Source organism: Streptomyces sp. NPDC085946, from assembly GCF_044540485.1.
Lineage (GTDB): Bacteria > Actinomycetota > Actinomycetes > Streptomycetales > Streptomycetaceae > Streptomyces.
In genome coordinates this window covers 66871-92927 of record NZ_JBITSF010000011.1, presented here as the reverse complement: position 1 = coordinate 92927, position 26057 = coordinate 66871, and the positions used below count along the sequence as shown (strand labels likewise).

General features: G+C 74.6%; 23 protein-coding genes and 1 pseudogene. 16 read left to right on the top strand and 8 right to left on the bottom strand.

Annotated elements, in window-relative coordinates; genetic code table 11:
* Window positions 1-244: 244 nt before the first annotated feature.
* Both ACIF8T_RS22585 and ppk2 read left to right on the top strand, forming a co-directional pair.
* Window positions 245-487, top strand: a complete 243-nt coding sequence (locus ACIF8T_RS22585; RefSeq protein ID WP_400037734.1) for a DUF6411 family protein — start codon at window positions 245-247, stop codon at window positions 485-487.
* A gap of 118 nt (window positions 488-605) precedes the next feature.
* Window positions 606-1565: a polyphosphate kinase 2 gene (ppk2, locus tag ACIF8T_RS22580; RefSeq protein ID WP_400038001.1), complete on the top strand. Its 960-nt coding sequence runs from the start codon at window positions 606-608 to the stop codon at window positions 1563-1565.
* Window positions 1566-1619: 54 nt separating this feature from the next.
* Here the strand turns inward: ppk2 and ACIF8T_RS22575 are convergent, their stop codons facing one another.
* Window positions 1620-2363, bottom strand: a complete 744-nt coding sequence (locus ACIF8T_RS22575) for a class I SAM-dependent methyltransferase (protein WP_400037732.1) — start codon at window positions 2361-2363, stop codon at window positions 1620-1622.
* A 136-nt stretch (window positions 2364-2499) separates the two neighbouring features.
* Window positions 2500-4272, bottom strand: a complete 1773-nt coding sequence (locus tag ACIF8T_RS22570; RefSeq protein WP_400037730.1) for a hypothetical protein — start codon at window positions 4270-4272, stop codon at window positions 2500-2502.
* A gap of 253 nt (window positions 4273-4525) precedes the next feature.
* Between ACIF8T_RS22570 and ACIF8T_RS22565 the strand changes: the two genes are divergently transcribed.
* The 3 genes and pseudogenes from ACIF8T_RS22565 to ACIF8T_RS22555 form a co-directional block, all read left to right on the top strand.
* Window positions 4526-5905 (top strand): diacylglycerol/lipid kinase family protein, encoded by a 1380-nt coding sequence (locus ACIF8T_RS22565; protein ID WP_400037728.1) that lies wholly within the window; start codon window positions 4526-4528, stop codon window positions 5903-5905.
* A gap of 417 nt (window positions 5906-6322) precedes the next feature.
* Complete coding sequence (locus ACIF8T_RS22560) at window positions 6323-6937, top strand: hypothetical protein (RefSeq protein ID WP_400037726.1); 615 nt, start codon at window positions 6323-6325, stop codon at window positions 6935-6937.
* 414 nt (window positions 6938-7351) lie between these two features.
* A pseudogene (locus ACIF8T_RS22555) lies at window positions 7352-7843 on the top strand (pentapeptide repeat-containing protein); the annotation flags it as partial.
* A 123-nt stretch (window positions 7844-7966) separates the two neighbouring features.
* On the opposite strand, the gene ACIF8T_RS22550 reads toward ACIF8T_RS22555, so the two are convergent.
* Entirely contained in the window at window positions 7967-8872 is a 906-nt protein-coding gene (locus tag ACIF8T_RS22550) for a helix-turn-helix domain-containing protein (RefSeq protein ID WP_400037724.1), read from the bottom strand.
* Window positions 8873-9078: 206 nt separating this feature from the next.
* Between ACIF8T_RS22550 and ACIF8T_RS22545 the strand changes: the two genes are divergently transcribed.
* The 3 genes from ACIF8T_RS22545 to ACIF8T_RS22535 all read left to right on the top strand — a co-directional run bounded on the left by ACIF8T_RS22545 (window position 9079) and on the right by ACIF8T_RS22535 (window position 11688).
* On the top strand, window positions 9079-9639 hold the full coding sequence (locus ACIF8T_RS22545) for a quercetin 2,3-dioxygenase (RefSeq protein ID WP_400037722.1): 561 nt from the start codon (window positions 9079-9081) through the stop codon (window positions 9637-9639).
* A gap of 137 nt (window positions 9640-9776) precedes the next feature.
* A complete protein-coding gene (locus ACIF8T_RS22540) occupies window positions 9777-10742 on the top strand; it encodes an amidohydrolase family protein (protein ID WP_400037720.1) in 966 nt (321 codons plus the stop codon).
* A gap of 16 nt (window positions 10743-10758) precedes the next feature.
* Window positions 10759-11688 carry an alpha/beta hydrolase fold domain-containing protein gene (locus ACIF8T_RS22535; protein WP_400037718.1) on the top strand — a complete coding sequence of 310 codons (930 nt, stop codon included), beginning with the start codon at window positions 10759-10761 and terminating at the stop codon, window positions 11686-11688.
* A 201-nt stretch (window positions 11689-11889) separates the two neighbouring features.
* On the opposite strand, the gene ACIF8T_RS22530 is transcribed toward ACIF8T_RS22535, so the two are convergent.
* Complete coding sequence (locus ACIF8T_RS22530) at window positions 11890-12402, bottom strand: MarR family winged helix-turn-helix transcriptional regulator (protein WP_400037716.1); 513 nt, start codon at window positions 12400-12402, stop codon at window positions 11890-11892.
* 97 nt (window positions 12403-12499) lie between these two features.
* On the opposite strand from ACIF8T_RS22530, the gene ACIF8T_RS22525 reads away from it, so the two are divergent.
* The 6 genes from ACIF8T_RS22525 to ACIF8T_RS22500 all read left to right on the top strand — a co-directional run bounded on the left by ACIF8T_RS22525 (window position 12500) and on the right by ACIF8T_RS22500 (window position 18904).
* Window positions 12500-13927, top strand: coding sequence for an MFS transporter (locus ACIF8T_RS22525; RefSeq protein WP_400037714.1), 1428 nt, complete (start codon window positions 12500-12502; stop codon window positions 13925-13927).
* 449 nt (window positions 13928-14376) lie between these two features.
* Window positions 14377-16149, top strand: coding sequence for a sensor histidine kinase (locus ACIF8T_RS22520; protein ID WP_400037712.1), 1773 nt, complete (start codon window positions 14377-14379; stop codon window positions 16147-16149).
* A gap of 125 nt (window positions 16150-16274) precedes the next feature.
* Window positions 16275-16694, top strand: coding sequence for a roadblock/LC7 domain-containing protein (locus ACIF8T_RS22515; protein ID WP_400037710.1), 420 nt, complete (start codon window positions 16275-16277; stop codon window positions 16692-16694).
* Window positions 16691-17047, top strand: coding sequence for a DUF742 domain-containing protein (locus ACIF8T_RS22510; RefSeq protein WP_400037708.1), 357 nt, complete (start codon window positions 16691-16693; stop codon window positions 17045-17047). The genes ACIF8T_RS22515 and ACIF8T_RS22510 overlap by 4 nt, the downstream gene beginning before the upstream one ends.
* On the top strand, window positions 17028-17645 hold the full coding sequence (locus ACIF8T_RS22505; protein ID WP_400037706.1) for a GTP-binding protein: 618 nt from the start codon (window positions 17028-17030) through the stop codon (window positions 17643-17645). Before ACIF8T_RS22510 ends, ACIF8T_RS22505 begins: the two co-directional genes overlap by 20 nt.
* Entirely contained in the window at window positions 17642-18904 is a 1263-nt protein-coding gene (locus tag ACIF8T_RS22500; RefSeq protein ID WP_400037704.1) for a cytochrome P450, read from the top strand. The genes ACIF8T_RS22505 and ACIF8T_RS22500 overlap by 4 nt, the downstream gene beginning before the upstream one ends.
* 54 nt (window positions 18905-18958) lie before the next feature.
* Here the strand turns inward: ACIF8T_RS22500 and ACIF8T_RS22495 are convergent, their stop codons facing one another.
* The 3 genes from ACIF8T_RS22495 to ACIF8T_RS22485 form a co-directional block, all read right to left on the bottom strand.
* Window positions 18959-20185 carry a cytochrome P450 gene (locus ACIF8T_RS22495; RefSeq protein ID WP_400037702.1) on the bottom strand — a complete coding sequence of 409 codons (1227 nt, stop codon included), beginning with the start codon at window positions 20183-20185 and terminating at the stop codon, window positions 18959-18961.
* A gap of 172 nt (window positions 20186-20357) precedes the next feature.
* Window positions 20358-20807, bottom strand: a complete 450-nt coding sequence (locus ACIF8T_RS22490; RefSeq protein WP_400037700.1) for a spore-associated protein — start codon at window positions 20805-20807, stop codon at window positions 20358-20360.
* Between the two features lie 105 nt (window positions 20808-20912).
* Window positions 20913-21710, bottom strand: a complete 798-nt coding sequence (locus ACIF8T_RS22485; RefSeq protein ID WP_400037698.1) for a glutaminyl-peptide cyclotransferase — start codon at window positions 21708-21710, stop codon at window positions 20913-20915.
* Between the two features lie 245 nt (window positions 21711-21955).
* Between ACIF8T_RS22485 and ACIF8T_RS22480 the strand changes: the two genes are divergently transcribed.
* Together ACIF8T_RS22480 and ACIF8T_RS22475 are read left to right on the top strand one after the other, a co-directional pair.
* The gene (locus tag ACIF8T_RS22480) at window positions 21956-23869 is read left to right on the top strand and encodes a hypothetical protein (protein ID WP_400037696.1); all 1914 of its coding nucleotides are present in this window, start codon (window positions 21956-21958) and stop codon (window positions 23867-23869) included.
* Window positions 23853-24575, top strand: a complete 723-nt coding sequence (locus ACIF8T_RS22475; protein ID WP_400037694.1) for a DUF6250 domain-containing protein — start codon at window positions 23853-23855, stop codon at window positions 24573-24575. The genes ACIF8T_RS22480 and ACIF8T_RS22475 overlap by 17 nt, the downstream gene beginning before the upstream one ends.
* Before the next feature lie 50 nt (window positions 24576-24625).
* Here the strand turns inward: ACIF8T_RS22475 and rox are convergent, their stop codons facing one another.
* Window positions 24626-26053, bottom strand: a complete 1428-nt coding sequence (gene rox, locus ACIF8T_RS22470; RefSeq protein ID WP_400037692.1) for a rifampin monooxygenase — start codon at window positions 26051-26053, stop codon at window positions 24626-24628.
* Window positions 26054-26057: the final 4 nt, after the last annotated feature.

Sequence of the window (26057 nt, the reverse complement as noted above, 5' to 3'; positions counted from 1 at the left end):
ACGAAGCCCGCGTTCCCCCGCGAAGGAGATCAGGGCGTTGCCGGGGTCGTCGGCCACGGGGGACGGAACGCCGGGAGCCGGCACCCGGTCGTGCCGGCCCGGTCCGGCGGGGACCGGGCCGGTGCGCGACGCGGCGTCCGCCGGGCACGGTATTCACGGCGGGAGGGCGTGTTCATGGTTGAAGGGGGCAGTCGGTGGAACGCGCCAAGACGTCATCACACTGCCTACCTGCTGGGAGTCCGTCATGATGATCGCCGCCGTGATCGGCCTGTGCGTCCTGCTCGCCGTGCTGGCCTTCTTCCTTCCGCGCCTGTCCCGACACCCCCAGAACGGCGCCCAGCGCACCCTGGGCTTCGGCTCGCGCGCCGGCTCCAAGGCCCCCGGCCCGCTGGGCCGCCTGTTCAGCAAGCCCTTCCGCTCCAGCTCGCGCGCGGTCGGCCGCAGCGGTTCCGCCGGCCGCCGGGCGCGTGGCCGCCTGCCTTTCTGACCGGAGGACCACCATGTCCGAGCGCAACGACGCGACCGAAGCGGAACGGGCCGAAGACATCATCGAGCAAGGCATGACCGAGGACAGGATCACCGAGCAGCAGAAGGCCGAGGAGAGCATGGCCGGTGAGGGCGCCGGCGACGAGGGTCTGCTCGCGGGCCTGAAGGTCGACGAGCGGCGCCCGGAGAAGCCGCTGCTCCTCGACGCTGAGGGACAGCCCATAGACACCTGGCGGGAGAACTACCCGTACGACCGGAAGGTGCGCAGAGGCGAGTACGAGCGGACCAAGCGGGTCCTGCAGATCGAGTTGCTGAAGCTGCAGCGCTGGGTGAAGGACACCGGCCAGCGGATCGTCGTGGTCTGCGAGGGCCGTGACGCGGCCGGCAAGGGCGGTGCCATCCAGCGCTTCATGGAGCGGCTGAACCCCCGTGGTGCCCGCGTGGTGGCGCTGGAGAAGCCGACGGAGCGGGAGGCCGGCCAGTGGTACTTCCAGCGTTACGTCGAGCACCTGCCCGCCCGCGGGGAGATCGTCTTCTTCGACCGCTCCTGGTACAACCGGGCCGGTGTCGAGCGGGTGATGGGCTTCTGCTCCGAGGACGAGTACCGCATGTTCCTGGAGCAGGCGCCGCTGTTCGAGCGGCTGCTCACCGACGACGGCATCATGCTGGTGAAGTTCTGGTTCTCCGTGTCCCAGGCCGAGCAGCGGACCCGGTTCGCCATCCGCCAGGTCGATCCGGTACGCCGCTGGAAGCTGTCGCCCACCGACCTCGCCTCGCTCGACCGCTGGGACGACTACACCAAGGCCAAGGTCGACATGTTCCGTGCGACCGACACCGTCCACGCGCCCTGGACGGTGGTGAAGAACAACGACAAGCGGCGGGGCCGGCTGGAGGCCATGCGCAGTCTGCTGGACCGCTGCGACTACCCGGCGAAGGACCACGAGGCCGTCGGGAAGCCGGACCCGTTGATCGTGGGCGCGGCCGACACCCTGCTGGAGGCCGGCGAGGAACCCACGGACCTCTCGCCGACCCCGCTCGCCGGCCCCGGCGACGGCCCGGGGAACCACCCCACGCCATGACGGAGGGCGCCTCCCCGCTCGGCTGCTCTCCGCTCGGCGGCTTCCCGCGCCCGGCTACCGCGCCGGCGGGATGCGGTAGACGGAGACGTGGGAGCGCGACTCGGCGGTGAACGCCGTGCCCTCCCAGTCCGCGTGCCTGCTCTCCGGCTCGAAGCCGGCCAGCTGGGCCATCAGGTCGAGTTCGGCCGGCCAGATGTAGCGGTGCGGGCTGCGGGACAGCCGGGCCTCGTGCGTCTCGTCGAACCGGAAGTGGTGCGAGACGACGTGCTGGCGCAGGACGTCGTAGGTGTCCAGGCCGATGTAACCGGGCTCGCACTGCCACACGGTGGCCGCCCGGCCCGGCGGCAGCGCGCGCAGCTCGGGCACCCACAGCTCGATCACGAACCGGCCGCCGGGCGCGAGGTGGCGGGCCGCGTTGCGGAAGCACGCGACCTGTTCGGCCTGGGTGAGCAGGTTGGAGATCGTGTTGTAGACGAGGTAGACGAGGGTGTATTCGCCCGGGGCGACGGCGGTCGCCATGTCGCCGACGACCACGGGGATCGTCGCCTCGTCCGCCTTGGTCCGCAGGCGCTCCACCATCGGCCGTGACAGTTCGATGCCGGTGACGGGGACCCCTCGCTCGGCGAGGGGCACGGCCACCCGGCCGGTCCCGATGGCGAACTCCAGCGCCGCTCCGCCCGCCGCCAGCTCGGCCAGGCGGTCCACCGTCGGCCCCAGGACCTCCGGCGCGAACATGCCGGACCCCGGCGTGTCGTAGTTCCGGGCGGTGTCGGCGTCCCAGATGTCCTTCTGTCGCATCCCGCCCACGGTCGTCGTCCGCCCTCGCGCTGTCCAGCGATTTACGCGTGCGAGGGGGACTCCGGAGCGGGGTGCACGAGGAGAGGGACCGCCCGGCTGAGTCGCCCGCGCCGGCATGGCCGGGGGCCGGAGCCGGTCAGGCCGTCGGCCCCTTCCCGTCGCGGACCAGCCGCCAGGCCTCGGTGAACAGCTCGGGAAGCGTGCCCGGGAGCAGCTCGAAGGCCGTCACCTCGCTCCCGCCGGGGTTCAGTCGCGCCGCCAGCAGGGGAGCCTTCCAGGTCTCCATCGGCGGCAGTGGTTTCCTGGCGTGCGCCCAGGGGCCGGGCAGGAACAGGGCGCGTCCCGCGCGGGCCCGGCGGTCCTCCACCACCAGGCCACGCGCCACCAGCTCCGCCGCTGCCGCCCGGTGGCGGGCCGGTGTCCAGGCGTTCCACCGCCGTACGTTGCGGTCCGAGGGCACGGGGAGCACCAGGAGCTGGAGGTGGAGGGCGGCGGCGTCCTCGGACAGGCCGAGAGCGGCGGCGGCATCGGCGACCAGGCCCGGCGCGCAGGCCCGCGGGTCGGACTCGTAGCGGCCCGCGGGCAGGTCACCGGCGGTGATGCGGGCCATCACGCGGTCGCAGGTGCCGTCCGTCAGCCAGGCCCACAGCCGGCTTCCCCGGCTGCCGCGGGTCAGCGCCGAGCGCAGGGTGCGGGCCGGTGCGTCGTCCCGGTCCAGGGTTCCGCGCAGACGCTGGACGACCTCCGGCGCACCGGCGCGTACGGGGTCCCCGGCGGGGAGGTCCGCGTACGCCCACGGCAGGCCGGCGAGGACGGCCTCCGCGACGGTCCCGGCGTCGTGGTCGCCCAGCGCGTCCCGGCCGGTGGGTTCGGGGCGGTGCCCGGACGGATCGGAGCGCGTCGGGAGGGGTGCGTGCGCGGGGTCGAGGAACAGCCCGCACAGGTGGGTCGCCGGCATGCGGGTCGGCAGGGCGACCGCGGCCTGCCAGGTGCTCCACGGCGCGCTCGGCCGGGCACCGCGCCGGTCCGTCCAGGCCGCGGCGGTGCGCTCCGCGACGCGGGCGAGACCGCCCGGCTCCCACAGGTCCCCGGGGTCCGCGGGCAGCACATCGGCGAGCAGGGCGAGCCGGTCGTGGTCCCGCAGCACCGCCAACTCGGCACGCGCCGCTTCGAGTTCCCCGGCCCCGAACCCGAGCACGGCACGCTCGTGCCCGTCGAGGAAGGGCACGGACCAGCCGCCCGCACCGGGATTGCCGGCCAGGACGAGGGCCGCGGCGGGACGGCTCATCCCGGTCGCCTCGCTCAGGGCGAGGACCGCGTCGCCGTCCTGGGCGACCGGGCCGCGCTCCCGGACGAGCTCCACCAGGCGCAGCAGTTGCCCCGGGGTGCCCCAGCCGCGGTGGCAGTCCGCGACGCTGACCGGTTCCTCCGGCCGCGGGGCGGCCTCGCCGCCGGGGAGCAGGGCCTCGAAGTAGAGGGTCCTGCGCGCGGCCGGCAGGTGCAGGCCGAACGAGGCGCCGTGCTCGTCGCGGACGGAGAACGAGGTCGTGCCCGCGAGCCGGCCCAGCCGGAACCGGTAGGCCGGGTCGGCGAACGGCGTCCGCGCCCACATCCCCAGGAAGTCGAGCAGCACCTCGCGCCGCTCCGGCCTGGTCGCGGGGGCGGCCGCGCGCAGCGCGAGCGCGCCGGTGCGCCCGACGAGTTCCGTCCAACTGCCCGCCGCGGGCGGACGGATCTCCGGCTCGCCCGGCCCGGGCGCCCAACTGCCCTCGACATAGCGGCCGAAGCGCCGGATGCCGGGCAAGGAGCCCTCGTTCCAGGTGCCCGAGGCCCCGACCAGTCCCTGCAGGGCGGCGGATACGGCGCGTCCGTTCCACGCGCGGGGCGCGGCCGTGTCGGTCGTGTTCATGCCTCCGATCATGACGGACGGCACCGACACTGCCCGCGGACCCGTGAACGAACGGCACGAACACCGGCACCGCGCCGGGGCGCCTGCCGCGTCTGCCTTCCGGCGCCCGGCGCCCGGCTGCCGGCGTCCGCCCGGCCACACCCACGACGGCCGGGCACGCGCCTCCCGCGCTCCCGGTACGGCCCACAGTGGACTGGCGGAGTTTTCTGGGCAATGGTTCAGGGGACGAAGAGCGCCGGGACCGTCCGGCGGCATGCGGGAGGGACGAGTGGTACCGGTGGTCGGAGAGCGGGCGCATCGCCGTCAGGCCTGGGCGGCCAGAACGGCGCTGGTGGCCGCCGCGGCGGCGCTGCTGCTGCCTCTTGTCGAGGGCGGTGTCGGCGGCCTGGTGCTGCTCGCCGCGGGCCTCGCGGGTCTCGCCGTCACCTTCGCCGCGCTGTGGTGGACGCTGTCGCGCCGCGGAGCCCTGCGGATGGCCGCCGCGGCCCTGGCCCTGCTCACCCCCGTCGGGGTCGTCGCGCTCTTCGCGCAGGCCAACCTGCTCTGGGTCGTCGTCCTGTCCGCACTGCTGTGGTCCGCGGCCGTGTGGAGCGGCCGGTACGCGCTGCGCACCACGGGGCTGCGGAGCACGCGGGGCATCAAGGAGTACCGCACGCCCGCCCCGCGACGCCCCTTCCTGCTGCTCAACCCCCGGTCCGGCGGCGGGAAGGTGGAGCGGTTCGCGCTGCGGGAGAAGGCCGAGCGGCTCGGCGCGCACGTCGTCCTGCTCGACCCGGAGCAGCAGCAGGACGTGGTCGCCCTGGCCCGGGCCGCGGTCGCGGACGGCGCCGACCTCCTCGGCGTCGGCGGCGGCGACGGCACACAGGCGCTGGTCGCCGCCGTGGCCGCGGAGCACGACCTGCCCTTCATGGTGATCGCGGCCGGCACCCGCAACCACTTCGCGATGGACCTGGGCCTGGACCGCGACGACCCCGCCGCCTGTCTGGACGCGCTCACCGACGGCGTCGAGGTCCGGGTGGACCTGTGCTTCGCGGGCGGCCGCCCGTTCGTCAACAACGCCTCGTTCGGGGTGTACGGGGCCGTCGTGCAGAGCCCCGGCTACCGCGACGACAAGGTCGGTACGGCGCTGCAACTGCTGCCCGACCTGCTCTCCCGGCAGCGCGGCCCCCGGCTGACGGTCCGGGCCGGACGGACCACGTTCACCGATCCGCAGGCCGTCCTGGTCAGCAACAACCCCTACCGCCTGGACGACCCCTTCGGCTTCGGCCGGCGCACCCGGCTGGACTCCGGGAGGCTCGGCGTCCTCGCCGTGAAGGTCGACAGCGCGGTCGACGCCGCGGAACTGCTCCTGGACCCGAGCGGGTTCGCCACGACGACCTCCCACGAGGTGGTCATCACCGCGGACGCGTCCGAGGTGGAGGCCGGGCTCGACGGCGAGGCCCTGCTGCTGCCCACGCCCGTCCGCTGCCGGATCGAACGCCGCGCGCTGCGCGTCCGCGTCCCCCGCGTACGGCCCGGCATCCCCGATCCGCCGCCCCGGATGGACTGGCGCCGGCTGCGGAAGCTGGCCGCCGCGGTGGGACGTACGGCCGTCCCGGCCCGGTCCCGCGGTGAGGGGCGCGTCCACGTGTGAGCGGCGGCGGTCGCGGCGCGGGGGGTCGTCCCGCGCCCCGCGGCGGCCGCCCCGGCGGCGGAGGCGGCCGGTGGCAGGGCCCGTACCCGGCGGGCCACGAGACCGTCCCCGGCCTGCCCGGCCGTACCGTGCACCGCCCCGGCACCCTCCCGGACGAGGAGAAGCCGCCGATCGTGGCGTAGGCGACGGGGCCTGCCGCGCGGACGGCACCCGGTTCCGACGTCCTCACCGAGTTCGCCTCCCACGGCTTCCCTGCCGTCGCCGACGGGGAACCGGGCGGTTCGGGCACCACCTCGGCCGACGGGCCGCGCCGGCACTTCCCGCCACGGGAGGTGAACCGAACGTCACCGGCAGCCGTGTCCCCGTACAGCCGACCGGCCGGTACCGCGGAGACCGGCGAAAGGAGAGGTGCGTCCCGTGCCCACTGACCACGCTTGCCGCACGGCCGCCGAGCGGGCCGCGCACTGCCTCGCGCCCGTGTCCTCGGTGCTGGTGCCCGACGAGCCCGTCGCGTCGTCCCCCGCCGAGGTGATGCCCGTCGTCCTGCGGAACTACCTCGGCGCGGGCGCGCGGCCGCCCGCGCCGAGGGCACCCGCCGTCAGGCGCCCGGCGCCGGTGAGCGTCGCGGCGGGCGCGGCCGCCCTGCAGATGTGCCTCGACGGCCTGCGCGCGGAGATGTCCGGCGCGCTGACGGCCTGGCACGCGGACCTCGGCCGCCGGCTGGGCGAACTGCTCGCCGACCCGCGCTCGACCGGACGGCAGGCCGACTCCTGGCAGGCCCTCGCGGATCTGAAGCTGCGGGCCCAGGAGGTCCTGACCGCCGTGGCCGACCCGGGCCGGCCCGGCCTGGCGGGACCGCGGTTGCTCGCCGCCCGGTTCGCCCTGCTGGAGGACGCCGTCTCCGGTGCGCTGCGGCGCACGGCCGTACCGGCCGGGACGGCCGCCGCGTGCGCGGGCGGACTCACCGCCGCGGCCGGCTCGCTCTTCGGCCTGGCCCTGCCCCACGGCGAGGGCCCGGAGACCCCGTTCTGACCCGACGCACATCCGGCGCACATCCGGCGCGCACCCGGGGCGATGCCGGCGGCCGTCCGCAGGCGTCCCGTCGTACGGCGTCCCCGGCGGCGACGGGAGGGGTGAAGGCGCGCACGCCCGCCGCGGGAGGTGCGGTCCCACCCGTCCCGGGCACGTCCCCGCCCTGCCGGACCAGTGCGAGTCGCCGGCCGCCGACGTGCGGGCTGCGATGAGCGGGTGGTTGGGAAACCGAACGCCGAAGGGCTGCGCCGTGTGGCCCGTCGCCACCGTGCCCGCCGGGGACGGGGCCACGGCCGGGAACACGCACCGTCCGGGCCTGCGAGGTCCGAAGGCGGGGACCGGGCGCAGGGGATCGGCCCGATCGCCGCCGGCCTGCCCGGCCTCGCCGCGCTCGGCGCGCTGCTGTTCACCTGGATGCAGGTCGGCCGGGCCCGCAAGGAGCTGCGGATCGCCGAGCACGGGCAGATCACGAGCCGGTTCAACGCCGCCGTCGGCAATCCGGGGTCCTCCTCCCTGGACATCCGGCCGGGCGGCATCTACGCCCCGCGGCGCATCACGCAGGACTCGCCCCGTGACCGCCCGACGGTCGTCTCCGTGCCGGCCGCCTTCGCACAGCGGCACGCCGGGTCGAGCACGGAGGGTCTGAAGGAGCCGCCCGGCAGCGCCTTCGACCGCACGCCGGAGCCGGACGTCCGGGCGGCCGTCACCACGCCGGCCGAACGCCGTCCCGACCGTGACGCCGGGGCAGCCGTCGACCTGAACACCACCGATCTGCGGGGCCCGCGTCCGAAGGGCCCCATCAGGCTTTCCGGAACGGACCTGTCCGACGCGGACCTCCGCCGGGCCCGCCTGACCGGCGCGAACCTGGACTACCTCGATCTGGAGAAGGGCGATCTCCGCGGCGCGACGCTGACCGGCGTGAACCTCCAGGAGGCCCGGCGCACCGGCGCGCGGGGGCTCCCCCCGGAGGTCTGCGCTCCGCGCCGTCGAGGGCGACCGCGCCGGGGGACGCGGCCCGGGCGGCCCGGGTCAGGCCTTCGTCTGCGACCGGAACTCGGTCGGCGTCATCCCGGTGCGCTGCCGGAAGAAGGCGCTGAAGACGGTGGGGTAGGCGAAACCGGTGCGTTCGCTGATGGTGGCGGGCGGCAGCGAGGTGTGGATGAGGAGGCGCTTGGCCTCCAGCAGCACCCGGTCGTCGATGTAGCGCTTGGCCCCGCAGCCCAGGGCCGCCCGGGTGGCGCGGGTGAGCGTGCGGGGGCTGTAGCCGAGCCGGGCGGCGTAGTCCTCCACCCGGTGGGTCCGGCCGAAGTCCTCCTCGACCGCCCGGCGGAACTGCTGGAACGGCTCGTTGCGGCCCGCACGCGTCCGCCGGCGCGGGTCGGCGAGGTGGACCAGGCGGATGAGGACCACGGACAGCAGGTCGCGCAGCGTCTCGACGTGCGCCTCCAGCGTCAGGCCGGACAGGTCGCGGTGCTCCTCGACCAGCGCGTCCAGGAGGCGCAGCAGGGCGGCCTGGCGCGCCGCGTCCGGCGTGACCAGGCGGTACGGGATGTGCTCGCTGTCCCGGATCAGGGCGTCGGTCGCGGCGCTGGGGAAACCCGTCGGGAAGACCAGCACGGTGCCCTCGGCCGACCCGGGCCCGTCCGGGAACTGCACCACCTGACCGGGCCACACCCACAGCCAGTCGCCCTCGGCCACGGTGTACGCGGTGAAGTCCACCGAGCATTCCAGTCGCCCGCTCCGCACCGCGACGACCAGGTGGAACGCCGGGCGCACCGGCCGGGTGAGGGGCAGCTCGCGCTCGTCGGCGCGCACGGCGAGCCCGGGCAGGTCGAGGACCTCCAGGCCCGGCGGCCTCCCCGGCGTCGGGCGGTAGGACACCGTCGGAAGGCCCGTCGCCCGGCGGCCGGCCGCGAACTGTCCGTTTTTCTTCATCGCGTGCCCGAGTGTATGCCGACCACCCCCGCCCGCCGGTCCTAGTTTGGTCGGAGCGACCGCGCCGAGGACGAGCCGCGAACGTCCCGCGGGCGCGCGGCCCGCCGCCCGCGCGCGGTGCCGCCGGCCGCGGTCCGCCGCCACGGCCGCACCCCCTCACGTGCCAGGTCCGGCCGAGTGCTGTCCCCGACCAAGGAAGGCTCACGATGACCATCGAGTTCGCCACCCGCTACCGCGAGCGCTCCCACATCCCGCCCGAGCCGGGCAAGCCGTACTTCATCGAGAAGGGCATGGGCGACCGCGCCCACCTCTTCACCGACCTGATCACCGTCTACGCCGGCGGCGAGCAGACGGAGAACACCTTCAACTTCTTCACGGTCGAGGGACCCAAGGGCGACACGATCCCCGCCCACTCCCACGCGGACACCTACGAGGTCTTCTACATCACCGACGGGGCGGTGCGCCTGTTCGTCGAGGACCTGGAGGGCGAGCAGCACGAGAAGCTGCTCACGCAGGGCGACTTCGGGTTCGTCCCGAAGAACTGCGTGCACGCGTACCGGATCGAGCGGCACCACAGCCGGGTCGTCGGCGTGGCCGCCGGCCCGAACGGCACCTTCGAGCGGTTCTTCGAGAACCTCGGCACGCCCACGGACGAGATGGGCCTGCCGCAGCGGCCGTTCGTCCCCGAGCCCCACAAGTTCGGCACCGTGCCCCGGCAGTACGACGTGACCTTCCTGCCCGGCCACACGTGGCGCACCGGCGGCTGACCACCGCGCCGGGGCGGGCCGGACCCACATGACGGGTCCCGGGGCCCCGAGCACCGCGCGCCCGTCCCCCTGGCATCCCGCCCCGCCCGTCGCGCACCTCACCGACCCGCCGCCACGCCGCAGACAAGGAGCGCCCCGTGCCCCTCGACCCGCCCGGATACCTCGACGTCCACGCCCACTTCGTCACGGACTCCTACGTCCGCCAGGCCCGTGACGCCGGGCACGCCCTGCCCGACGGCGTACCCGCCTGGCCCACCTGGTCGGCCGAGGCGCACCTGGACCTGATGGACCGCTGCGGCATCCGGACCTCGATGCTGTCGATCTCCTCCCCGGGCGTCCACTTCGGCGACGACACCGCCGCCCGCCGCCTGGCCCGCGAGGTCAACGAGGCCGGGGCCGGCACCGTGCGCGCGCACCCGGGCCGCTTCGGCCTGTTCGCCTCCCTGCCGCTGCCGGACGTCGACGGCGCCCTGGAGGAGATCGCGTACGCCTGCGACACCCTGGACGCCGACGGCGTGGTCCTGGAGACCAACACCCACGGCACCTACCTCGGCAACCCGGACCTGGAGCCCGTCTGGGCCGAGCTGGACCGGCGCGGCGCGGTCGTCTTCCTGCACCCGACGTCCCCGGTGTGCTGGGAGCGGTCCGCCCTCGGACGGCCCCGCCCGATGGTCGAGTTCATCTTCGACACCGCCCGCACGGTCACCGACCTGCTCATGGCCGGCACCCTGGACCGCCACCGGAACCTGACGGTGATCGTGCCGCACTGCGGCGGCGCGCTCCCGGTCCTCGCCGACCGCATCGACGGGTTCATGAAGATGTTCATGCCGGCGGGCACCGAGGCACCCGGTGCGGTGGAGCAGCTGGGCCGCCTCTACTACGACCTCGCCGGCCCCGCCCTGCCGCGCCAGCTGCCCGCCCTGCTGGGCCTGGTCGGCCCCGACCGGCTGCTGTACGGCAGTGACCACTGCTGGACCCCGGCCGCCGGAGTGGAGGCCCACGTGGCGGGCCTGGACGCCGCCCCGGCACCCGGGGGCGCGGCGAGTTGGCGGGCCCTGACCACAGCCAACGCCCACCGCATCCTGCCCCGCACGGCCCGCTGACGACCAAGGACCGACCATGACCGGCACGGCCCCCGCGCCCTTCCCTCCGCACCTGCTCGCGCCGCCCGACCCGGCCGCGCTGCCCCTGCCGCACCCCGCCCGCCCCGCCGACGGCGTACGGCTGCTGCGCGGCGCCGTCTACGCGGTCCGGGACGGCAGCCGCCCCCTGACCGTCGACCTGTGGCTGCCCGAGGAGACCACCGGGCCGGTGCCCGTCGTCGTCTTCGTCCACGGCGGCGCCTGGCGCACGGGCCTGCGCGACGATCTCGGCCCCCGCTTCCGCCACTGGCGGCCCGGCCCGTTCGCCCGCCTGGCCCGGGCCGGATTCGCCGTGGCCTGCCCCGACTACCGCCTCAGCGGCGAGGCCCACCACCCCGCCCAGGCGGACGACCTGGCCGCCGCCCTGGCCTGGCTGCACACCCGCGCCGCCGATCTCGGCCTCGACACCGCGCGCACCGTCCTGTGGGGCGAGTCGGCGGGCGGCCACCTCGCCGCCCTGACCGCGCTGACCCAGCACACCCGCACCGGCAGTGCCACGGTCACCGGCTGCGTCACCTGGTACGCCCCCAGCGACCTGCCCGCACTCGCCGAGGACCTCCCCGACGGCGCGTACGACATCCGGGACGCGGGCACCTTCGAGGCGCTGCTGCTCGGCGGAGCCCTGGCGGACCGGGCCGAGGCGGCCCGCGACGCCAGTCCGGTCGCCCACGCGGGCCCCCACGCGCCGCCCTTCCTCCTCCTGCACGGCACCGACGACGTCCTGGTCCCCGCCCGCCAGTCCGTCCGTCTCGCCGAGGCCCTGAGGCAGGCCGGCCACCACCCCGACCTGCGCCTCCTCACCGGCGGCAACCACCTGTGGGTGGGCCTCTCCGACGAGGACGTCGAGGACTGCCACACCCGCACGGCGGACTTCGCCCGCCGCTGCACACAGGCCGGGGGAGGGTGACCCCGCGGGACGGGGGCGGGGGCGGGGGCCCGGGGGCCCGGCCCCCCCCCCCCCCCCCCCCCCCCCGGGCGCCCCCCCCGCGGGGGGGGGGGCGCCCCGGGGGGGGGGGGGGGGGCGGGGCCCCGGGGCCCCGGCCCCGCCCCCGGCCCCGCCGCAGCAGGGCCGCCGCTCAGACGGGCGGGGGACCCGGCGGCGTGCCCGTCAGAACCGCTTCTCGAAGTCGAGCAGCAGCGTGCGCAGGTCGTCGGCCATCCGGCCGCGTCGGTCGAGGTCCAGGGACCGCAGGAGGTCCGACTCGAACGCGTAGTGGTCCTCCAGGTCCCGGTCGAGGTCGGCGACGCCCTCGGGGGTGAGGCGCACGAGGGAGGAGCGGCCGTCGTCCGGGGACGCCGCGCGGGTGATCCAGCCGTCCTTCTCCAGCCGCTTCAGACGGCCGCTGAGCCCGGCCCCGGAGACGAGCATGGCCTGCCGCAGCCGGGTGGGGGTCAGTGCGTAGGGGGGCCCGACGCGCCGCAGGGCCCGCAGGACGTCGAAGTCGCCGAGGTTGTTCACGACCAGGCCGGTGCGCCGCCGGAGCCGCCGGGTCTGGGCCTCGTCGATCAGCTGGGCGAGGCGCTGGACCCGGGCGAGGACCTCGCCGGGCGAGACGTCCAGGCGCGGGCAGGCCGCCGCCCACTGCTCCGTCGCGACGTCGACGGAGTCCGCTTCAGGCATGTCGTTCGCTCCCTTCGCACCTGAGGAGACCCAGGTTACAAGCGGGGGAAGGAATCGATAGATAATTCGTTCGCGAACTATCTATATCCTGGTGGGCATGCGCAGCGAACATCCCTCACCCCCCGTCCCCGACGCGGCCACGGGCACTCATGCCGGCGACGTCGGAGCCCGCGCCGCACCGGCCCCCCGGCGCAGGTCGCCCGGTACCGTGCTGGCCAGCACCAGCCTCGGCACCCTCCTGGTGATCCTGCTGACCTCCGGTCTCAACATCGCGTCCCCCGCCATCCGCACCACCTTCGACGCCGGCGACACGGCGATCGGCTGGGTCCTCTCCGGCTACACGCTGGCCTTCGCCATGCTGTCGCTGACCGGAGGCGCGCTGACCGACCGGTTCGGCGCGCGGCGCGTCTTCCTGGCCGGGCTGGGCGTGTTCTGTGCCGCCAGCCTCGTCGCCGCCGCGGCCCCCACCGTCGCCCTGGTGGTCGTCGGCACCTTCGGGGAGGGCGTGGGAGCGGCCCTCGTCCTGCCGTCCGCGCTCGCCATGATCCAGTTCGTCTACGAGGACGTCCCCGGGCGGCTCTCCTGGGCCATCGGCATCTGGGCCGGCGCCAACGCCCTGGGGGCCGCCCTCGGGCCGGTGCTGTGCGGGGCGCTGGTGTCGGTGTCCTCCTGGCGGGCCATGTTCGTCGCCGTGGCCGTCCTCGCGGTGGTCTTCGCCCTGATCGGCAGGCCCGTACTGCCCCCGCTGCGCGGCGGTGCGGCCCGCCTCGACCTGCCGGGACTGCTGCTGATGGTGGTGCTGCTCGGCCTCGTGGCCTTCCTCGCCCACGACTGGCGGGCCCTGCCCCCGGCCGTGCTCGCGGCCGGCGCCGTGGCGGCGTGCGCGGCCGCCTGGCTCTTCGGCCGCGTGGAGAGGCGCTCGCCGGCGCCGATGCTGCCGCCGAGCCAGCTGCGGGACGTGCCCTTCAGTGCCAACGCCGTGGTCACCGTGGTCGGGACCGCCGCGTTCTTCGGCACCCTCTACCTCACCAGCATGGGCTTCCAGGACGAGCTGGGCATGACGCCCTTCCAGGCCGGTCTGGCGCTGCTGCCCCTGGCGGGCGGCAACATCGTCGCGGCGCTCGCGGCGGGCCGGGTCATCGGCCGGCTCGGCGTCCGCGGGGCGATGATCCTCGGGTCGGTCCTCGTCGCCGGGGTCCTGGTCGTGATCCCGCTGCTGTTCGGCCACTACGCCGCGCTCGTCCTCCCGCTGATCCTGCTGGGCGCGGGCTGGGGACTGCTGGTGCCCACGACGTCCACGGCCGGCCTCGCCCGTGCGCACCGCGGCAAGGAGGGCGTGGCCTCCGGGGTCACGGCCGGCGGCCGCGAGCTCGGCGCGGCGCTCGCCGCCGCGGTGCTCCTTCCCCTCGGGGTCCGCGCGGGCGTCTGGAGCGCGGCGGCCGTCGGGCTCGTCTCGCTGGCCGTGGTGGTGCTGTGGGTCCGCGTCCACGACCGGCCCGCGAGCGGCACCGGCGACCGCGGCTGAGGCGCCCTCCTCCCGGTCGACGGCCGCGCTCCGGCATATGCCAATGCGGCCGGACCGACCGGGAGTTGGCCGAAAACCGGCCACCGGGACGGCACTTCAGTGCCCGTAACGGTGAAGCAAGGCCGGGGAGTTGACGGCGGGACGGGTCGTGTAAAGCGACCTAACGGGACATCCGGAAGGCGGGCCGCCCGGTTCGGAGCAGATCGTTCCTCTACCACGGCTCCCTGGTCCCGCGGCACGTTCGCGACGAAATCGCCGGCTCGGCGGACTGTCCACTCAGTCCGATCGAAGCACTCGACCGGGTGACTAGCATGAGCCAGTGTCCGGGGCCCGGACGATCATGTCGGGTTGGCGTCCTCCTCCCGACGTGCGGCCGTCGTACGCCGGTCGACCCGTACCTCTCCCGCTCAAGACCGAGGATCCGCGGAATGTCAGAGCCTGCACCGGCCATGCCACATCGGTCCGCCACAGCGCGGCACGCCTCGCCGGCCGTTCCCCTGGCCGTGCTGCTGGTGAGCGCCGCGGCCGCCGGCGGCGCGATCGCGGCCGCACCCGCCCACGCCCGTGCGTGGGCGGCGGCTTCGGCCCTGATCGTCTGGGTCCTCCTGGCGGTCGCCGTCGTGGCCGGTACCGCGCTGATCCGCCGTGCCCGCCGTTCCGCCGCCGCGAGGGGCGCCGAAGTCGCCGACCTCAGCAGGCAGTTGGCGCACCAGACGGCCGAGGCCGCACACCTGGTGAACGTCACCCTGCCCGCCGTCGCCAAGCGGCTGCGGGACGGGGAGAGCGCGAACGCCGCCGTGGGCCGGGTGGCCCCGCCCGCCGATCCCCAGCTCCGCCAGATCGTGCACACCTTCGCCGCCGCGCTGGAGCAGGTCGTGCAGTACGCCGCCGCCCTGGACAGCGAACGCAGCAGCGTCCAGCGGGACGTGGACCGGGGCAGGGAGGAGCTGGAGCGGCTGACCGCGGAGACGCTGCCGGCCGCGGTGGCCAGGCTGCGCGAGGGCCAGTCCGCCGACACCGTCCTCGCCGAGCTGGACCTGCCGCGGCTGCCCCTGCTGCGTCTGCCGGCCGAGCAGTTCGTCCGCGAACTCGCGTACAGCGAGCGGCGGGCCGCCGCCGCGCAGGCCGCCTCGGCCAAGGCCCTCAGCCGCGTCCAGGCCAAGGCCGTCAGCATGCTCGCCGACCTGCGCGAGATGCAGGAGCGGCACGGCGAGGAGGTCTTCGGCGACCTGCTGAAGCTGGACCACAGCACCTCCCAGCTGGGCCTGATGACCGACCGCCTGGCCCTGCTCATGGGCGGCCGCTCCAGCCGCGCCTGGAACAAGCCGATCGTCATGGAGAGCATCCTGCGCGGCGCGGTCGGCCGGATCGCGGCCTACCAGCGGGTCCGGCTGCACTGCTCCACGGACGCCGCCATCTCCGGCTTCGCCGCCGAAGGCGTCATGCACCTGCTCGCCGAGCTGATGGACAACGCCGCCAACTTCTCGCCGCCGATCGACGAGGTCCACGTCTACGTCGAGGAACGCAGCGCCGGACTGGTCGTCACCATCGAGGACAGCGGCCTGAAGATGGCCGACGCGGCCATGCGGCACGCCGAGGAGGCGGTGGCCGGACGCGTCACCGACCTCGCCTCGCTCCAGGGCACCCGGCTCGGCCTGGCCGTGGTCGGGCGCCTGGCCGTCAAGTACGGCATCAGCGTCAACTACCGGCCCTCGTCGCGCGGCGGCACCGGCGTCGTCGTCCTGCTGCCCCCGCAGCTGCTCGCCCAGAAGCGCGAACCCGCGCCGCGCGAGACCCCGCGCCGTCCCACCGTCGCCGCGCCCACGCCCGGGCCCGCCCCCGCCGTCCCGCCCGCGACGGCCGCAGTGCCCGACCCCGCCGCGCGCCCGGTCGCCACACCGCGTCCCGCCGCCCTCGCCGAAACCCCCGAGCAGGACGCCCACCGGCGCACCGCGGACTCCACGCCCAACGGGCTGCCGGTCCGCGCACCCGGCCGCACCATGGCCGAGGCCGAGCGGGAGCGCCGGCAGCGCAGGGAGACGGCCGAGGCCCCCGCGGGCGACGAGGCGCACCGGCCGGCGCCGGCCGTCGCGCGGGACGCGGGCGCACGCTTCGGCGCCTTCCACCGCGGACGCCACTCCGGCGGCGACAACGCGCCCTCCGGCGGCGACACCGCGCCCTCCGGGACCGGCACCGAAGCCGAGCCGCCGGCCACCGACTAGGTCCCCCGACCTCCCGCACGGCGCCCGGGGCTTCGGCGCCCCCCACCCCCCGCTCGAGTTCGTCAGATTGGAGGAACGGGCCGCGGACGTCCGGACACCTGGACACCACGGCCCCACCACCCACCATGCAGACCACCGACAACAGCCTCACCTGGCTCCTGCAGGGCCTTCTGGAGCGCACCCCCGGCACCCGGCACGCCCTGGTCCTGTCCCGGGACGGCCTGAAGCTCTGCTGGACCGAACACCTCACGCTCGACCAGGCTGACCAGTTGGCGGCGATCTGCTCGGGCATGCAGGCCCTCGCGCAGGGCGCGTCCGTCGAGTTCGGCGACGGCAGCGGCGGCGTCCGCCACTCCATGACCGAGTTCCACGGCGGCCTGCTCTTCATCGTGGAGGCCGGCCAGGGCGCCCACCTGGCGGTCCTCGCCGAGGAGAACGCCGACCCCGGCGTCGTCGGCCACCAGATGACCGAACTGGTCGAGCAGATCGGCGAGCACCTGCGGGCCGAACCGCGCGGGGGCACCCAGGGGAGCGCCTCCTCGTGATGCGCAGGCCCGTGGACACCGGCGACCCCCACCGGCTCTACACGGTCACCGGCGGGCGCAGCCGGGCGGACGACGCGTTCGACCTGGTCACGCTGGTGGTGGCCGAGTGCGAGCCCGGCGCCGGGATGCAGTCGGAGCACGCGCGGATCCTGGAACTGTGCCGGCATCCGACGGCCGTCGTGGAGATCGCCGCCGAGCTGAAGCTGCCCATCACGGTGGTGCGCATCCTGCTCGGCGACCTCCTCGCCATGGGCCGCATCACCGCCCGCCACCCGCGCGCGGCCCGCTCCGCCGCCTCGCTCCCCGATTCCGCCCTTCTCAAGGAGGTGCTCCATGGGCTCCGCAACCTCTGAGCTGCCCGCCCGGCGCACACCCCTGTCCGACGCCGCCGAGACCGGCCTGAAGATCGTCATCGTGGGCGGGTTCGGCGTCGGCAAGACGACCCTGGTCCGCTCCGTCAGCGAGATCCGGCCGCTCAACACCGAAGAGGTGATGACGCAGGCGGGGGTCGGCGTCGACGAGACGAACCGGGTCGCCGCGAAGACCACCACCACCGTGGCGTTCGACTTCGGCCGGATCAGCCTCAACGACCGCATGGTGCTGTACCTGTTCGGCGCCCCCGGCCAGGAACGCTTCTGGTTCCTGTGGGACCGGCTCTTCTCCGGCACCCTCGGCGCGGTCGTCCTGGTCGACACCCGGCGCATGGACGACTCCTGGTACGCGATCGACCGGCTGGAGCACCACCGGACGCCGTTCGTCGTGGCCGTCAACCGGTTCGACGACGACCCCCGCCGGTACTCCCTGGACGAGATCCGCCAGGCGCTGTCCCTGCCCGCGCACGTGCCGCTGGTCGACTGCGACGCCCGGGTCAGGTCGTCGGGCAAGGACGTACTGATCACCCTCGTGGACCACCTCTACGAACGGGCCATGGCCCAGGAGACGACACCGTGACCGACACCGGATCCCCCTCCCCGCACGCGGCACCGCCGGGCTGCCCCGCCCACGCGGGCGCGGTGCGCCTGGCCGGTCTGGAGTACCAGCAGACGCCGTCGCAGCTCTACCGCGAACTGCGCCGCCGGCACGGCGCGGTGGCGCCGGTCCTGCTGGACGGGGACATCCCCGCCTGGCTGGTGCTCGGCTACTCCGAGGTCACCTACGTGACCCGGCACGACGAGCTGTTCGCGCGCGACTCGCGGCGCTGGAACCAGTGGGAGAACATCCCCGCGGACTGGCCGCTGATGCCGTTCGTGGGCTACCAGCCGTCGGTGCTGTTCACCGAGGGCGAGGAGCACCGGCGGCGGGCCGGGGTGATCACGCAGGCGCTGGAGGGCGTCGACCAGTTCGAACTGGGCCGCGAGTGCCAGCAGATCGCCGACCGGCTCATCGCCTCCTTCGCGGGCAGCGGCCAGGCCGAGCTGATGAGCGCCTACGCGCACGCCCTGCCGATGCGCGCGGCGGTCCAGATGTGCGGCATGCCGGCCACCGGCACGGACACCCAGCGGCTCGTGGAGGACCTGCGCATCTCCCTCGACGCGGCCGAGGGCGACGACCCGGTGGCCGCGTACACGCGGGTGGGGGAGCGGATCGCGCAGCTGGTGAAGGAGAAGCGGGAGCGGCCCGGCCCCGACGTCACCTCCCGCATGCTGACGCATCCGGCGGGGCTGACCGACGAGGAGGTCGTGCAGGACCTGATCTCCGTCATCGCCGCGGCGCAGCAGCCCACCGCGAACTGGATCTGCAACACGCTCCGGCTGCTGCTCACCGACGAGCGCTTCGCCCTGAACGTGTCGGGCGGCCGGCTGAGCGTCGGCGAGGCGCTCAACGAGGTGCTCTGGCTCGACACGCCGACGCAGAACTTCATCGGCCGCTGGGCGGTGCGCGACACCCAGCTCGGCGGGCGGCAGATCCGGGCGGGCGACTGCCTGGTGCTGGGACTGGCCGCGGCCAACACCGACCCGCTGATCTGGCCCGAGGCGCACGTCGGGGCGGAGAACTCCGCGCACCTGTCGTTCAGCAACGGCGAGCACCGCTGCCCCTACCCGGCCCCGCTGCTGGCCGACGTCATCGCCCGCACGGCCGTCGAGACGCTGCTGGAGCGGCTGCCCGACCTGGTGCTCGCGGTGGAGCCGGAGGAGCTGACCTGGCGCCCCTCCATCTGGATGCGCGGCCTGACGGCGCTGCCGGTGCAGTTCACGCCGGTCGTGCAGTAGCACGCCCGGCGTGGTGAGCCGGGTCGGCCGCCGAGCGCCCGACCCGGCCGGCCGTCAGGGCGCGACCGGGGTGAACCGTACCGGCAGGGACTGCGGCCCCCGGGTGAAGACGCCCTGCTCCACGGGGTCGAAACCGTCGGCGAGCCGCACGTCGGGCATGGCGTCGAGGAGCTGGCCGACACCGATCTCCACCTCGGCCTTGGCGAGCAGGGCCCCGACGCAGAAGTGCCGGCCGAGCGCGAACGCCAGGTGGTCGGCGGCGGCGGAGAAGGCGGTGGCCGTGGTCAGGTCGTCGCGGAAGATGTCGAACCGGTCCGGCTCCCGGTAGCGCTCCGGGTCCCGGTTCGCCGCCCCGATCAGGCAGGTGACGGTGGCGCCGGCCGGAACGGTGCCGCCGCTGAGGGCGACCTCGGTGGCCGACTGCCGCATGATCATGTGGACGGGGGGCGTGTAGCGCAGCGTCTCGGCGAAGGCCCGGGCGATCAGGCCGCGGTCCTCCCGTACGGCCGCGAGCTGCTCGGGGTGCAGCAGGAGGTTGGCGAAGATGCTGGCGATGGCCTTGTCGGTGGTCTCGCCGCCCGCGGCGAGCAGCAGACTGCAGAACGCCTTGATGTCCTCGTCGCTCATCCGCACCCCGTCGACCTCGGCGGCGCACAGCGTGGACAGCAGGTCGTCACCGAGGTTCTCGCGGCGCTCCCGGATGATCGGGAACATGTACTCGGCGAACTCCACCCGGGTGCGCTCCCCGGCCGCGGTCACCTCCGGGTCGCCCGAGAGGTTGCCGAGGAAGGCGATGACCGACGTGTACCAGCGGTGGAACCGGGCGTGGTCGGCCTTGTCGAGGCCCAGCATGTCGGCGATCACGTTGACCGGGAAACGGGTCGCGTAGTCGGCCACCAGGTCGGCGGACCCGGTGTGCCGGAAGGCGTCGATCAGCTCCCGGGAGTTGTGCTCGATGACGGGCAGGAACTTCTCCTGCAGGTCGCTGCCGCGGAAGGCCGGGGCGACCAGCGCCCGCCGCACGGCGTGCTCGCGCCCGCTGAGCTGGAGGATCGTCCTGCCGTGGACGGGCTCGATCTGCCAGTCGTAGTTGTCGGTGGTGAACTCGTTCTTCTTGTCCTTGAAGATCCTCTCCACGTCCTCGTAGCGGGAGACGACGTAGCTCTGGGTGGCCTCGTGCCAGAAGAGGGGCGCGCTCTCGCGCATCGCGCGGTAGGCCGGGTAGGGATCTGCCGCGAACTCGGGCGAGAGGATGTCGGGGACCTGCTGCGCGGTGGACATGGAGCTCCTTCAGGTCAAGGAACATGCGTACCGCACAAGGCTATTGATCATCACCGGGCCGGAACAGAGCAGTCCGGCCCGGTGACGCGTCTTGGCCAGGCGCTGGCCGAAAGCAGCCCCCCGGCCGGGCCGTCGGGGCTGTTTCCGGTCACGCGCCCTCCCCGTGGGCGGATCAGCGGGTGTAGGTGACCCGCCGCTCCTTCAGGGCCTCACAGTTGGAGCCGTACACCGTCACGTACACGTTGGCGATGTTGCCGCCCCAGTCCACGCAGTGGCCCTTGCCGTAGACCCGGGTCGGTCCCGCGTAGGACGTGTACCGCCCGGAGTCCGCGTCGCTCTCCTCGGTGTCGGGCACGTAGACCCACGCGGACATGGGCAGGGCGGTGCCCGGGCTGTTCCGGATCGTCGCCACGCAGTTCTGGCCGTTCGCGGCGTTGTACGTCAGGTAGACGGTGCCCAGCGAGCCGATGGGCGCGGAGTTCACGGTCGCGTAACCGCTGCCGCAGACCTTCTGCGGTGTGGTGTCGGGCGCGGCGGACGCGGGCGCCGCCAGGGCGGTCGTGGTCCCGGCCGCCAGGGCTCCTAATGCGGCGGCGGTCAGTGCGGAACGCTTGAATCCCATATTTCCCCCTTGTGGATTCAGGAGGCGTTTCCTCCTGTCCGGTGTGACTCGCGAAGTATCCGAAGGGTTGTGCCCTGTCGGTGAGGCCGGCCGCCTCCCCGCTCCTCACCGGGCGGCCGGGACGAAGGAGACCCGGAACATCTCCTCCCACCGCTTGCCGGTGAGGAGGAACTGGCTGCCGCCGGGAAGCGCGGCGATCCCGTTCAGGACCTCGTCCGGCCGCGCGGTCCTGCCGAGGCCCGACGCGTCGACCGTCGCGGTGACGTGCCCCGTGCCGGCGTCTATCCGCACGATGCGGTCGGTCGTGAACACGTTGGCGTAGACGCTGTCGCCCACGCACTCCAGTTCGTTGAGCTTCTCGACCGGCCGGCCCCGCAGCGTGACGGTCACCCCTCCCGTCGCGGTCATGTCGTCGGGGTCGCGGAAGGTGAGCCGTGCCGAGCCGTCGCTCGTGACGAGGCGGTGGCGGCGGTGCTGGTAGCAGATGCCCCAGCCCTCGCCCGGGTAGGGGACGCGCCGGACCTCCTCGAGGGTGCGCGCGTCGCGCCGGACGGCGACGCCGTTCTTCCAGGTGAGCTGCCACAGTCCGCGGCCCACCACGGTGATGCCCTCGCCGAACCAGTGCTCCGGCAGCCTCGCCACCACGCTCGGGGGCCCGCCGGGCGGGCCCGAGCGGACCGAGGACTCCCCGAACCGCCCCGTGCTCTCGTACAGCCGGCCTTCCCGCACCTCCAGCCCCTGGGTGAAGGCGCGCGGGTCGTGCGGGAGGACCTCGTGCACCTCGGCGCGCAGGCGTTCCACCTGGTCGGGCCCGGTTCCCGCCGTGCCGGGCAGGAAGCCCAGGCACAGCGCCACGGCCACGGTGGACGTGCCGAACGGGCGGGGTGCCGCCAGGCGCGCCATCGGCTCCTCCTGTCCGCCCGTCTCCGGCGCCCTGCGCGGGGCCGCCCTCCCATGGTCCACCGCGGTGAGCGGGCACGCCTCTCGGGCGATCCCCCCGGCACCCCGCCCCACCCGGCACTTTCATGATCGTTTCATTGCGTTCTTGTGGCAGGAGGGCCCGGACCGTCGACACCCGGGGCAGGCTGGGGAGACAGTGATCTCCCCGGCCAGCAAGCGCTTTCCCCGCGCTGCTCCGCCATCCGACCATGGAGATCACCGTGCCCGTGCCGCACCCCCGAAGAACCGTCGCCGCCGTCGCCGCCGCCCTCCTGGCGGGTCTGCTCACCGCGCCCGCCGCCGACGCCGCCCCCGAGACCCCCCGCCGGATCGTGGAGCACCTCGACCGCGGCCTGGTCGCCGTACCCTCCGGCAAGGGCACCTTCCTCAGCTGGCGCCTGCTCGGCACCGAGTACGCGCGGTACGGCGACGACATCGCGTTCAACGTGTACAAGAACGGACGCCGGCTCAACCGCACCCCGATCACCCGCTCGACGACCTACCAGGACGACACCCGGGGCAAGGGCACCTACACCGTCCGGGCCGTCGTCGACGGCCGGGAGCGCCGGGCGGGCCGGGCCGCGCTCGACTTCGCCGGCGGGTACGCCGAGATCCCGCTCGCCACCGCCGACGGCTACACCGTCCAGCACGCCTGGCCGGGCGACCTCGACGGCGACGGCCGCCACGAGCTCGTCGTCAGCCGGCTGTCCGCGGACCGCTCCGGCACCGACCTGCTGGAGGCGTACGCGCTCACCGGCGAACGGCTGTGGCGCGTCGACCTCGGGCCGAACTCGCTCGCCCAGGCGCCCGGCAACGGCGCCAACGACCCGGCGCCCGCCGCCATCAGCGGTTCGACGGCCATCGGCGGGTACCGCAACGACGACAACGTCACCGTCCACGACCTCGACGGCGACGGCCGCGCCGAGGTGCTGCTGCACACCGCCGACGGCACCACCTTCGCCGACGGCTCCCGGGTCGACGCGGCCTCGCCCGCCGACCAGTTCGTCTCCGTCGTCGACGGGGCGACCGGCACCGAACGCACCCGGCAGCCGGTGCCCGGCGACTTCACCGCCGACGGCCCCTCCGGCGGCCACTTCGGCATCGCCTACCTGGACGGCCGGCACCCCAGCCTGGTCACCAAGCTGGTCACCCGCGTCGGCGCCAGGCGCGGCGCGTTCCGCATCCTGTTCCAGACCTGGGACTTCGACGGCACCGACCTCACCCGCCGCTGGAAGTACGTGGTGCCCGCCGACAGCGGCGCGACCAGCTTCCACCAGATCCGCACCGTCGACCTCGACCAGGACGGCAGGGACGAGATCGCCGACGGCAACTACGTCGTCGACGACGACGGCACCCTGCGCTACGTCGTCGACGGCGCCGGGCACGGCGACCGCTTCGACATCGCCGACCTCGACCCCGCCCGCCCCGGCCTGGAGGGCTTCGCCGTCCAGCAGTCCGAACTGGGCGTCGTGTCCGGCTTCCCCTGGTACTACTACGACGCCGGCACCGGCGAGCGCCTCGCGACCGGCGCGCACCCGGCCGACCCGGTGAGCGAGGCCGACCTGGACGTCGGCCGCGGCAACGCCGCCGACATCGACCCCGGCCACCCGGGTTACGAGTACTGGACCTCCACCGCCGACGTCACCCGGCCCGGCGCCGGCGTCTTCAACGTCCGGGACGGCAGGATCGCCACGACCACCCCGAGCGTCAACTTCCGCATCTGGTGGGACGGCGACAAGGCTGCCGAACTCCTCGACTACACCCATGTCGAGAAGTGGGACCCGGCGACCGGGACCGGCGCGAAGGTCTTCGCTCCGTCCGGCGTCGTCTCCGGCGCCCGCAACGCCACCCCCTTCTACGGGGACCTGGTCGGCGACTGGCGCGAGGAGATCCTCGCCGAGACGACCGACCACACGGCCCTGCGCCTGTACACCACCACCGAGCCGACCTCGACCCGGATCTACACCCTCGCGCAGAACCCCGCCTACCGCCTCGGCTGGACCGTGCGCGGCTACCTGCAGTCCACGTACACCGACTACTACCTCGGCACCGAGACCCGCCGCGTGCCGAGGCCCCTCATCACCACACCCGAAGGAGCCGTCTCCCGTGACCACCACGCGTAGGGCCTTCACGGCCCTGGCGGCCGGCGCCGCCCTCGCTGCCGTCGCCCCGGGCACCGCGCAGGCGTCCCCCGGCGAACGCCGCCGCGGACGCCTCGTCGCCCGCGACGACTTCCGCCACGGCCTGGGCCGATGGGCCGTCGAACTCCAGGACGGCGGCACCGTCACCGCCTCCCGCGGCGTCCTGGAGATCGACGTCCCGAGCGGCGCGACCGTCTGGTTCAGGCAGCGCCTGGAGGGGCCGTACGTGCTCCGGTACACCGCCACGCCGGTCGCCGAGGGCGGTGCCAACGACCGCGTCTCGGACCTCAACAACTTCTGGAACGCCACCGACAGCCGCTCCCCGCACGACCTCTTCGCCACCCGCCGCGGCGGCGCCCTCGCCGAGTACGACCACCTGCGCACCTACTACGTCGGCTACGGCGCCAACACCAACACCACGACCCGGCTGCGCCGTTACGTCGGCGAGGCGGGGGTGCGCCCGCTGGTGTACGACTACACCGAGCCGCTGCTCGTCCCGAACGAGCCGCACCACGTCCGGATCCTCTCCGACGGTCCGACGGTCCGCTGGTGGAACAACGGCCGGCTGGTCTTCGACTACGAGGACCCGGAGCCGTACACGGCCGGGCACTTCGCCTTCCGGACCACCTGGAGCCACTTCCGCATCAGCGACTTCCGGGTGTGGAGACTGCCGCCCCGGACCCGTTGAGCCGCCGCGGGCCGGAGGGCGGCCGCCCTCCGGCCCGGGCTCACACGTGCTCAGCCCGCGGCGGCGCCGAACCACTTCGCCAGGTGGCCGAGGAGGTCCTGCTGGTCCTCGCCGGCCCAGGCCACGTGTCCGTCCGGCCGCAGCAGCACGGCGGGCACGTCCGGTTCCCCGCCGGCGTCGACGACGTGGTCGACCCGGTCCGCCCAGCCCGTCACCGAGAGCCGGCCGGTCCGGTCGAGGAGCAGCCCGCGGCCGCGGTGCATCAGCGCGTAGAGGCGGCCCCGCTCCAGGGGCACGTCCCGCATCCGGCGGCCGAGCAGCGCGTGGCCCTCGCCGAGGTCGTAACGGACCCCGACGGCCGTGATCATGCCGGTCACGTACCGGTTCACCTCCTCGAAGTCCATCAGCGTCGAGAACAGCCGCCGCAGCGCGGCCGCACCGGGGTCGGCCCCGAGCAGCGCGATCTGCGCGCGGGTGTTGTCCAGCACGCGGGCGCCCACCGGGTGGCGCTCGGCGTGGTAGCTGTCCAGCAGCCCGTCCGGCGCCCAGCCGGCAACCTCGGCGGCCAGTTTCCAGCCGAGGTTGAACGCGTCCTGGATGCCGAGGTTGAGCCCCTGCCCGCCGGTCGGCGGGTGGACGTGCGCGGCGTCGCCGGCCAGCAGCACCCGGCCGACCCGGTAGCGCTCGGCCTGCCGGGTGGCGTCGCCGAACCGGGACAGCCAGCGGGGCGTGTGCACCCCGAAGTCGGTGCCCGCGGTGGCCCGCAGCCGCTGCCGGAACTCCTCCAGCGTCGGCTGGGCCGTACGGTCCTCGGACACCCCCTCGGCGGGTACGACGAGGCGGTACGTCCCGTCCCCCAGCGGGGCGGCGCCGAACCGCAGCTGGGTCTCGCGGACCCGGGCGACGACGGCGGCGATCGTGTCCGGGTCCGCGGTCACCTCCATCTCGCCCAGCAGCGTCTCGACCTTGGCGGGCTCGCCGGGGAAGCCGACGCCCAGCAGCCTGCGGACCACGCTGCGGCCGCCGTCGCAGCCGGCGAGGTAGCGCGAGCGCTCCCGGGTGCCGTCCGCCAGCTCGACGGTCACCCCGTCGGCGTCCTGGCTCAGTCCGACGACTTCGCTGCCGCGCCGGATCTCGGCACCGAGTTCGAGGGCCCGCTCGTTCAGCAGCCGCTCCGTGACCGGCTGCGGGGTGGCGAGGCCGTAGGGGTGGGCCGTGTCCAGGCGGTCCGGCCAGGGCTTCGTGATGCCGCCGAAGAGACCGCCGACCTGGAACTTCTCACTGACCGCGAGGAACCGGTCCAGCAGGCCGCGCTGGTCCATCATCTCGACGCTGCGCGCGTGCAGCCCCTGTCCGCGGGACTGCCCGGTCGGCTCGGACAGCCGCTCCAGCACGAGCACGCGCACGTCGTGCAGCCGCAGCTCGGCGGCCAGCATCAGACCGGTCGGTCCGGCGCCGACGATGATCACGTCAGTCATGTGC

Bases quoted from the DNA above. Each gene is read 5' to 3' on its own strand.
- ACIF8T_RS22585 (WP_400037734.1), top strand. From the start codon at position 245: ATGATGATCGCCGCCGTGATCGGCCTGTGCGTCCTGCTCGCCGTGCTG.
- ppk2 (WP_400038001.1), top strand. From the start codon at position 606: ATGGCCGGTGAGGGCGCCGGCGACGAGGGTCTGCTCGCGGGCCTGAAG.
- ACIF8T_RS22575 (WP_400037732.1), bottom strand. From the start codon at position 2,363: ATGCGACAGAAGGACATCTGGGACGCCGACACCGCCCGGAACTACGAC.
- ACIF8T_RS22570 (WP_400037730.1), bottom strand. From the start codon at position 4,272: ATGAACACGACCGACACGGCCGCGCCCCGCGCGTGGAACGGACGCGCC.
- ACIF8T_RS22565 (WP_400037728.1), top strand. From the start codon at position 4,526: ATGCGGGAGGGACGAGTGGTACCGGTGGTCGGAGAGCGGGCGCATCGC.
- ACIF8T_RS22550 (WP_400037724.1), bottom strand. From the start codon at position 8,872: ATGAAGAAAAACGGACAGTTCGCGGCCGGCCGCCGGGCGACGGGCCTT.
- ACIF8T_RS22545 (WP_400037722.1), top strand. From the start codon at position 9,079: ATGACCATCGAGTTCGCCACCCGCTACCGCGAGCGCTCCCACATCCCG.
- ACIF8T_RS22535 (WP_400037718.1), top strand. From the start codon at position 10,759: ATGACCGGCACGGCCCCCGCGCCCTTCCCTCCGCACCTGCTCGCGCCG.
- ACIF8T_RS22530 (WP_400037716.1), bottom strand. From the start codon at position 12,402: ATGCCTGAAGCGGACTCCGTCGACGTCGCGACGGAGCAGTGGGCGGCG.
- ACIF8T_RS22525 (WP_400037714.1), top strand. From the start codon at position 12,500: ATGCGCAGCGAACATCCCTCACCCCCCGTCCCCGACGCGGCCACGGGC.
- ACIF8T_RS22520 (WP_400037712.1), top strand. From the start codon at position 14,377: ATGCCACATCGGTCCGCCACAGCGCGGCACGCCTCGCCGGCCGTTCCC.
- ACIF8T_RS22515 (WP_400037710.1), top strand. From the start codon at position 16,275: ATGCAGACCACCGACAACAGCCTCACCTGGCTCCTGCAGGGCCTTCTG.
- ACIF8T_RS22505 (WP_400037706.1), top strand. From the start codon at position 17,028: ATGGGCTCCGCAACCTCTGAGCTGCCCGCCCGGCGCACACCCCTGTCC.
- ACIF8T_RS22495 (WP_400037702.1), bottom strand. From the start codon at position 20,185: ATGTCCACCGCGCAGCAGGTCCCCGACATCCTCTCGCCCGAGTTCGCG.
- ACIF8T_RS22490 (WP_400037700.1), bottom strand. From the start codon at position 20,807: ATGGGATTCAAGCGTTCCGCACTGACCGCCGCCGCATTAGGAGCCCTG.
- ACIF8T_RS22485 (WP_400037698.1), bottom strand. From the start codon at position 21,710: ATGGCGCGCCTGGCGGCACCCCGCCCGTTCGGCACGTCCACCGTGGCC.
- ACIF8T_RS22480 (WP_400037696.1), top strand. From the start codon at position 21,956: ATGGAGATCACCGTGCCCGTGCCGCACCCCCGAAGAACCGTCGCCGCC.
- rox (WP_400037692.1), bottom strand. From the start codon at position 26,053: ATGACTGACGTGATCATCGTCGGCGCCGGACCGACCGGTCTGATGCTG.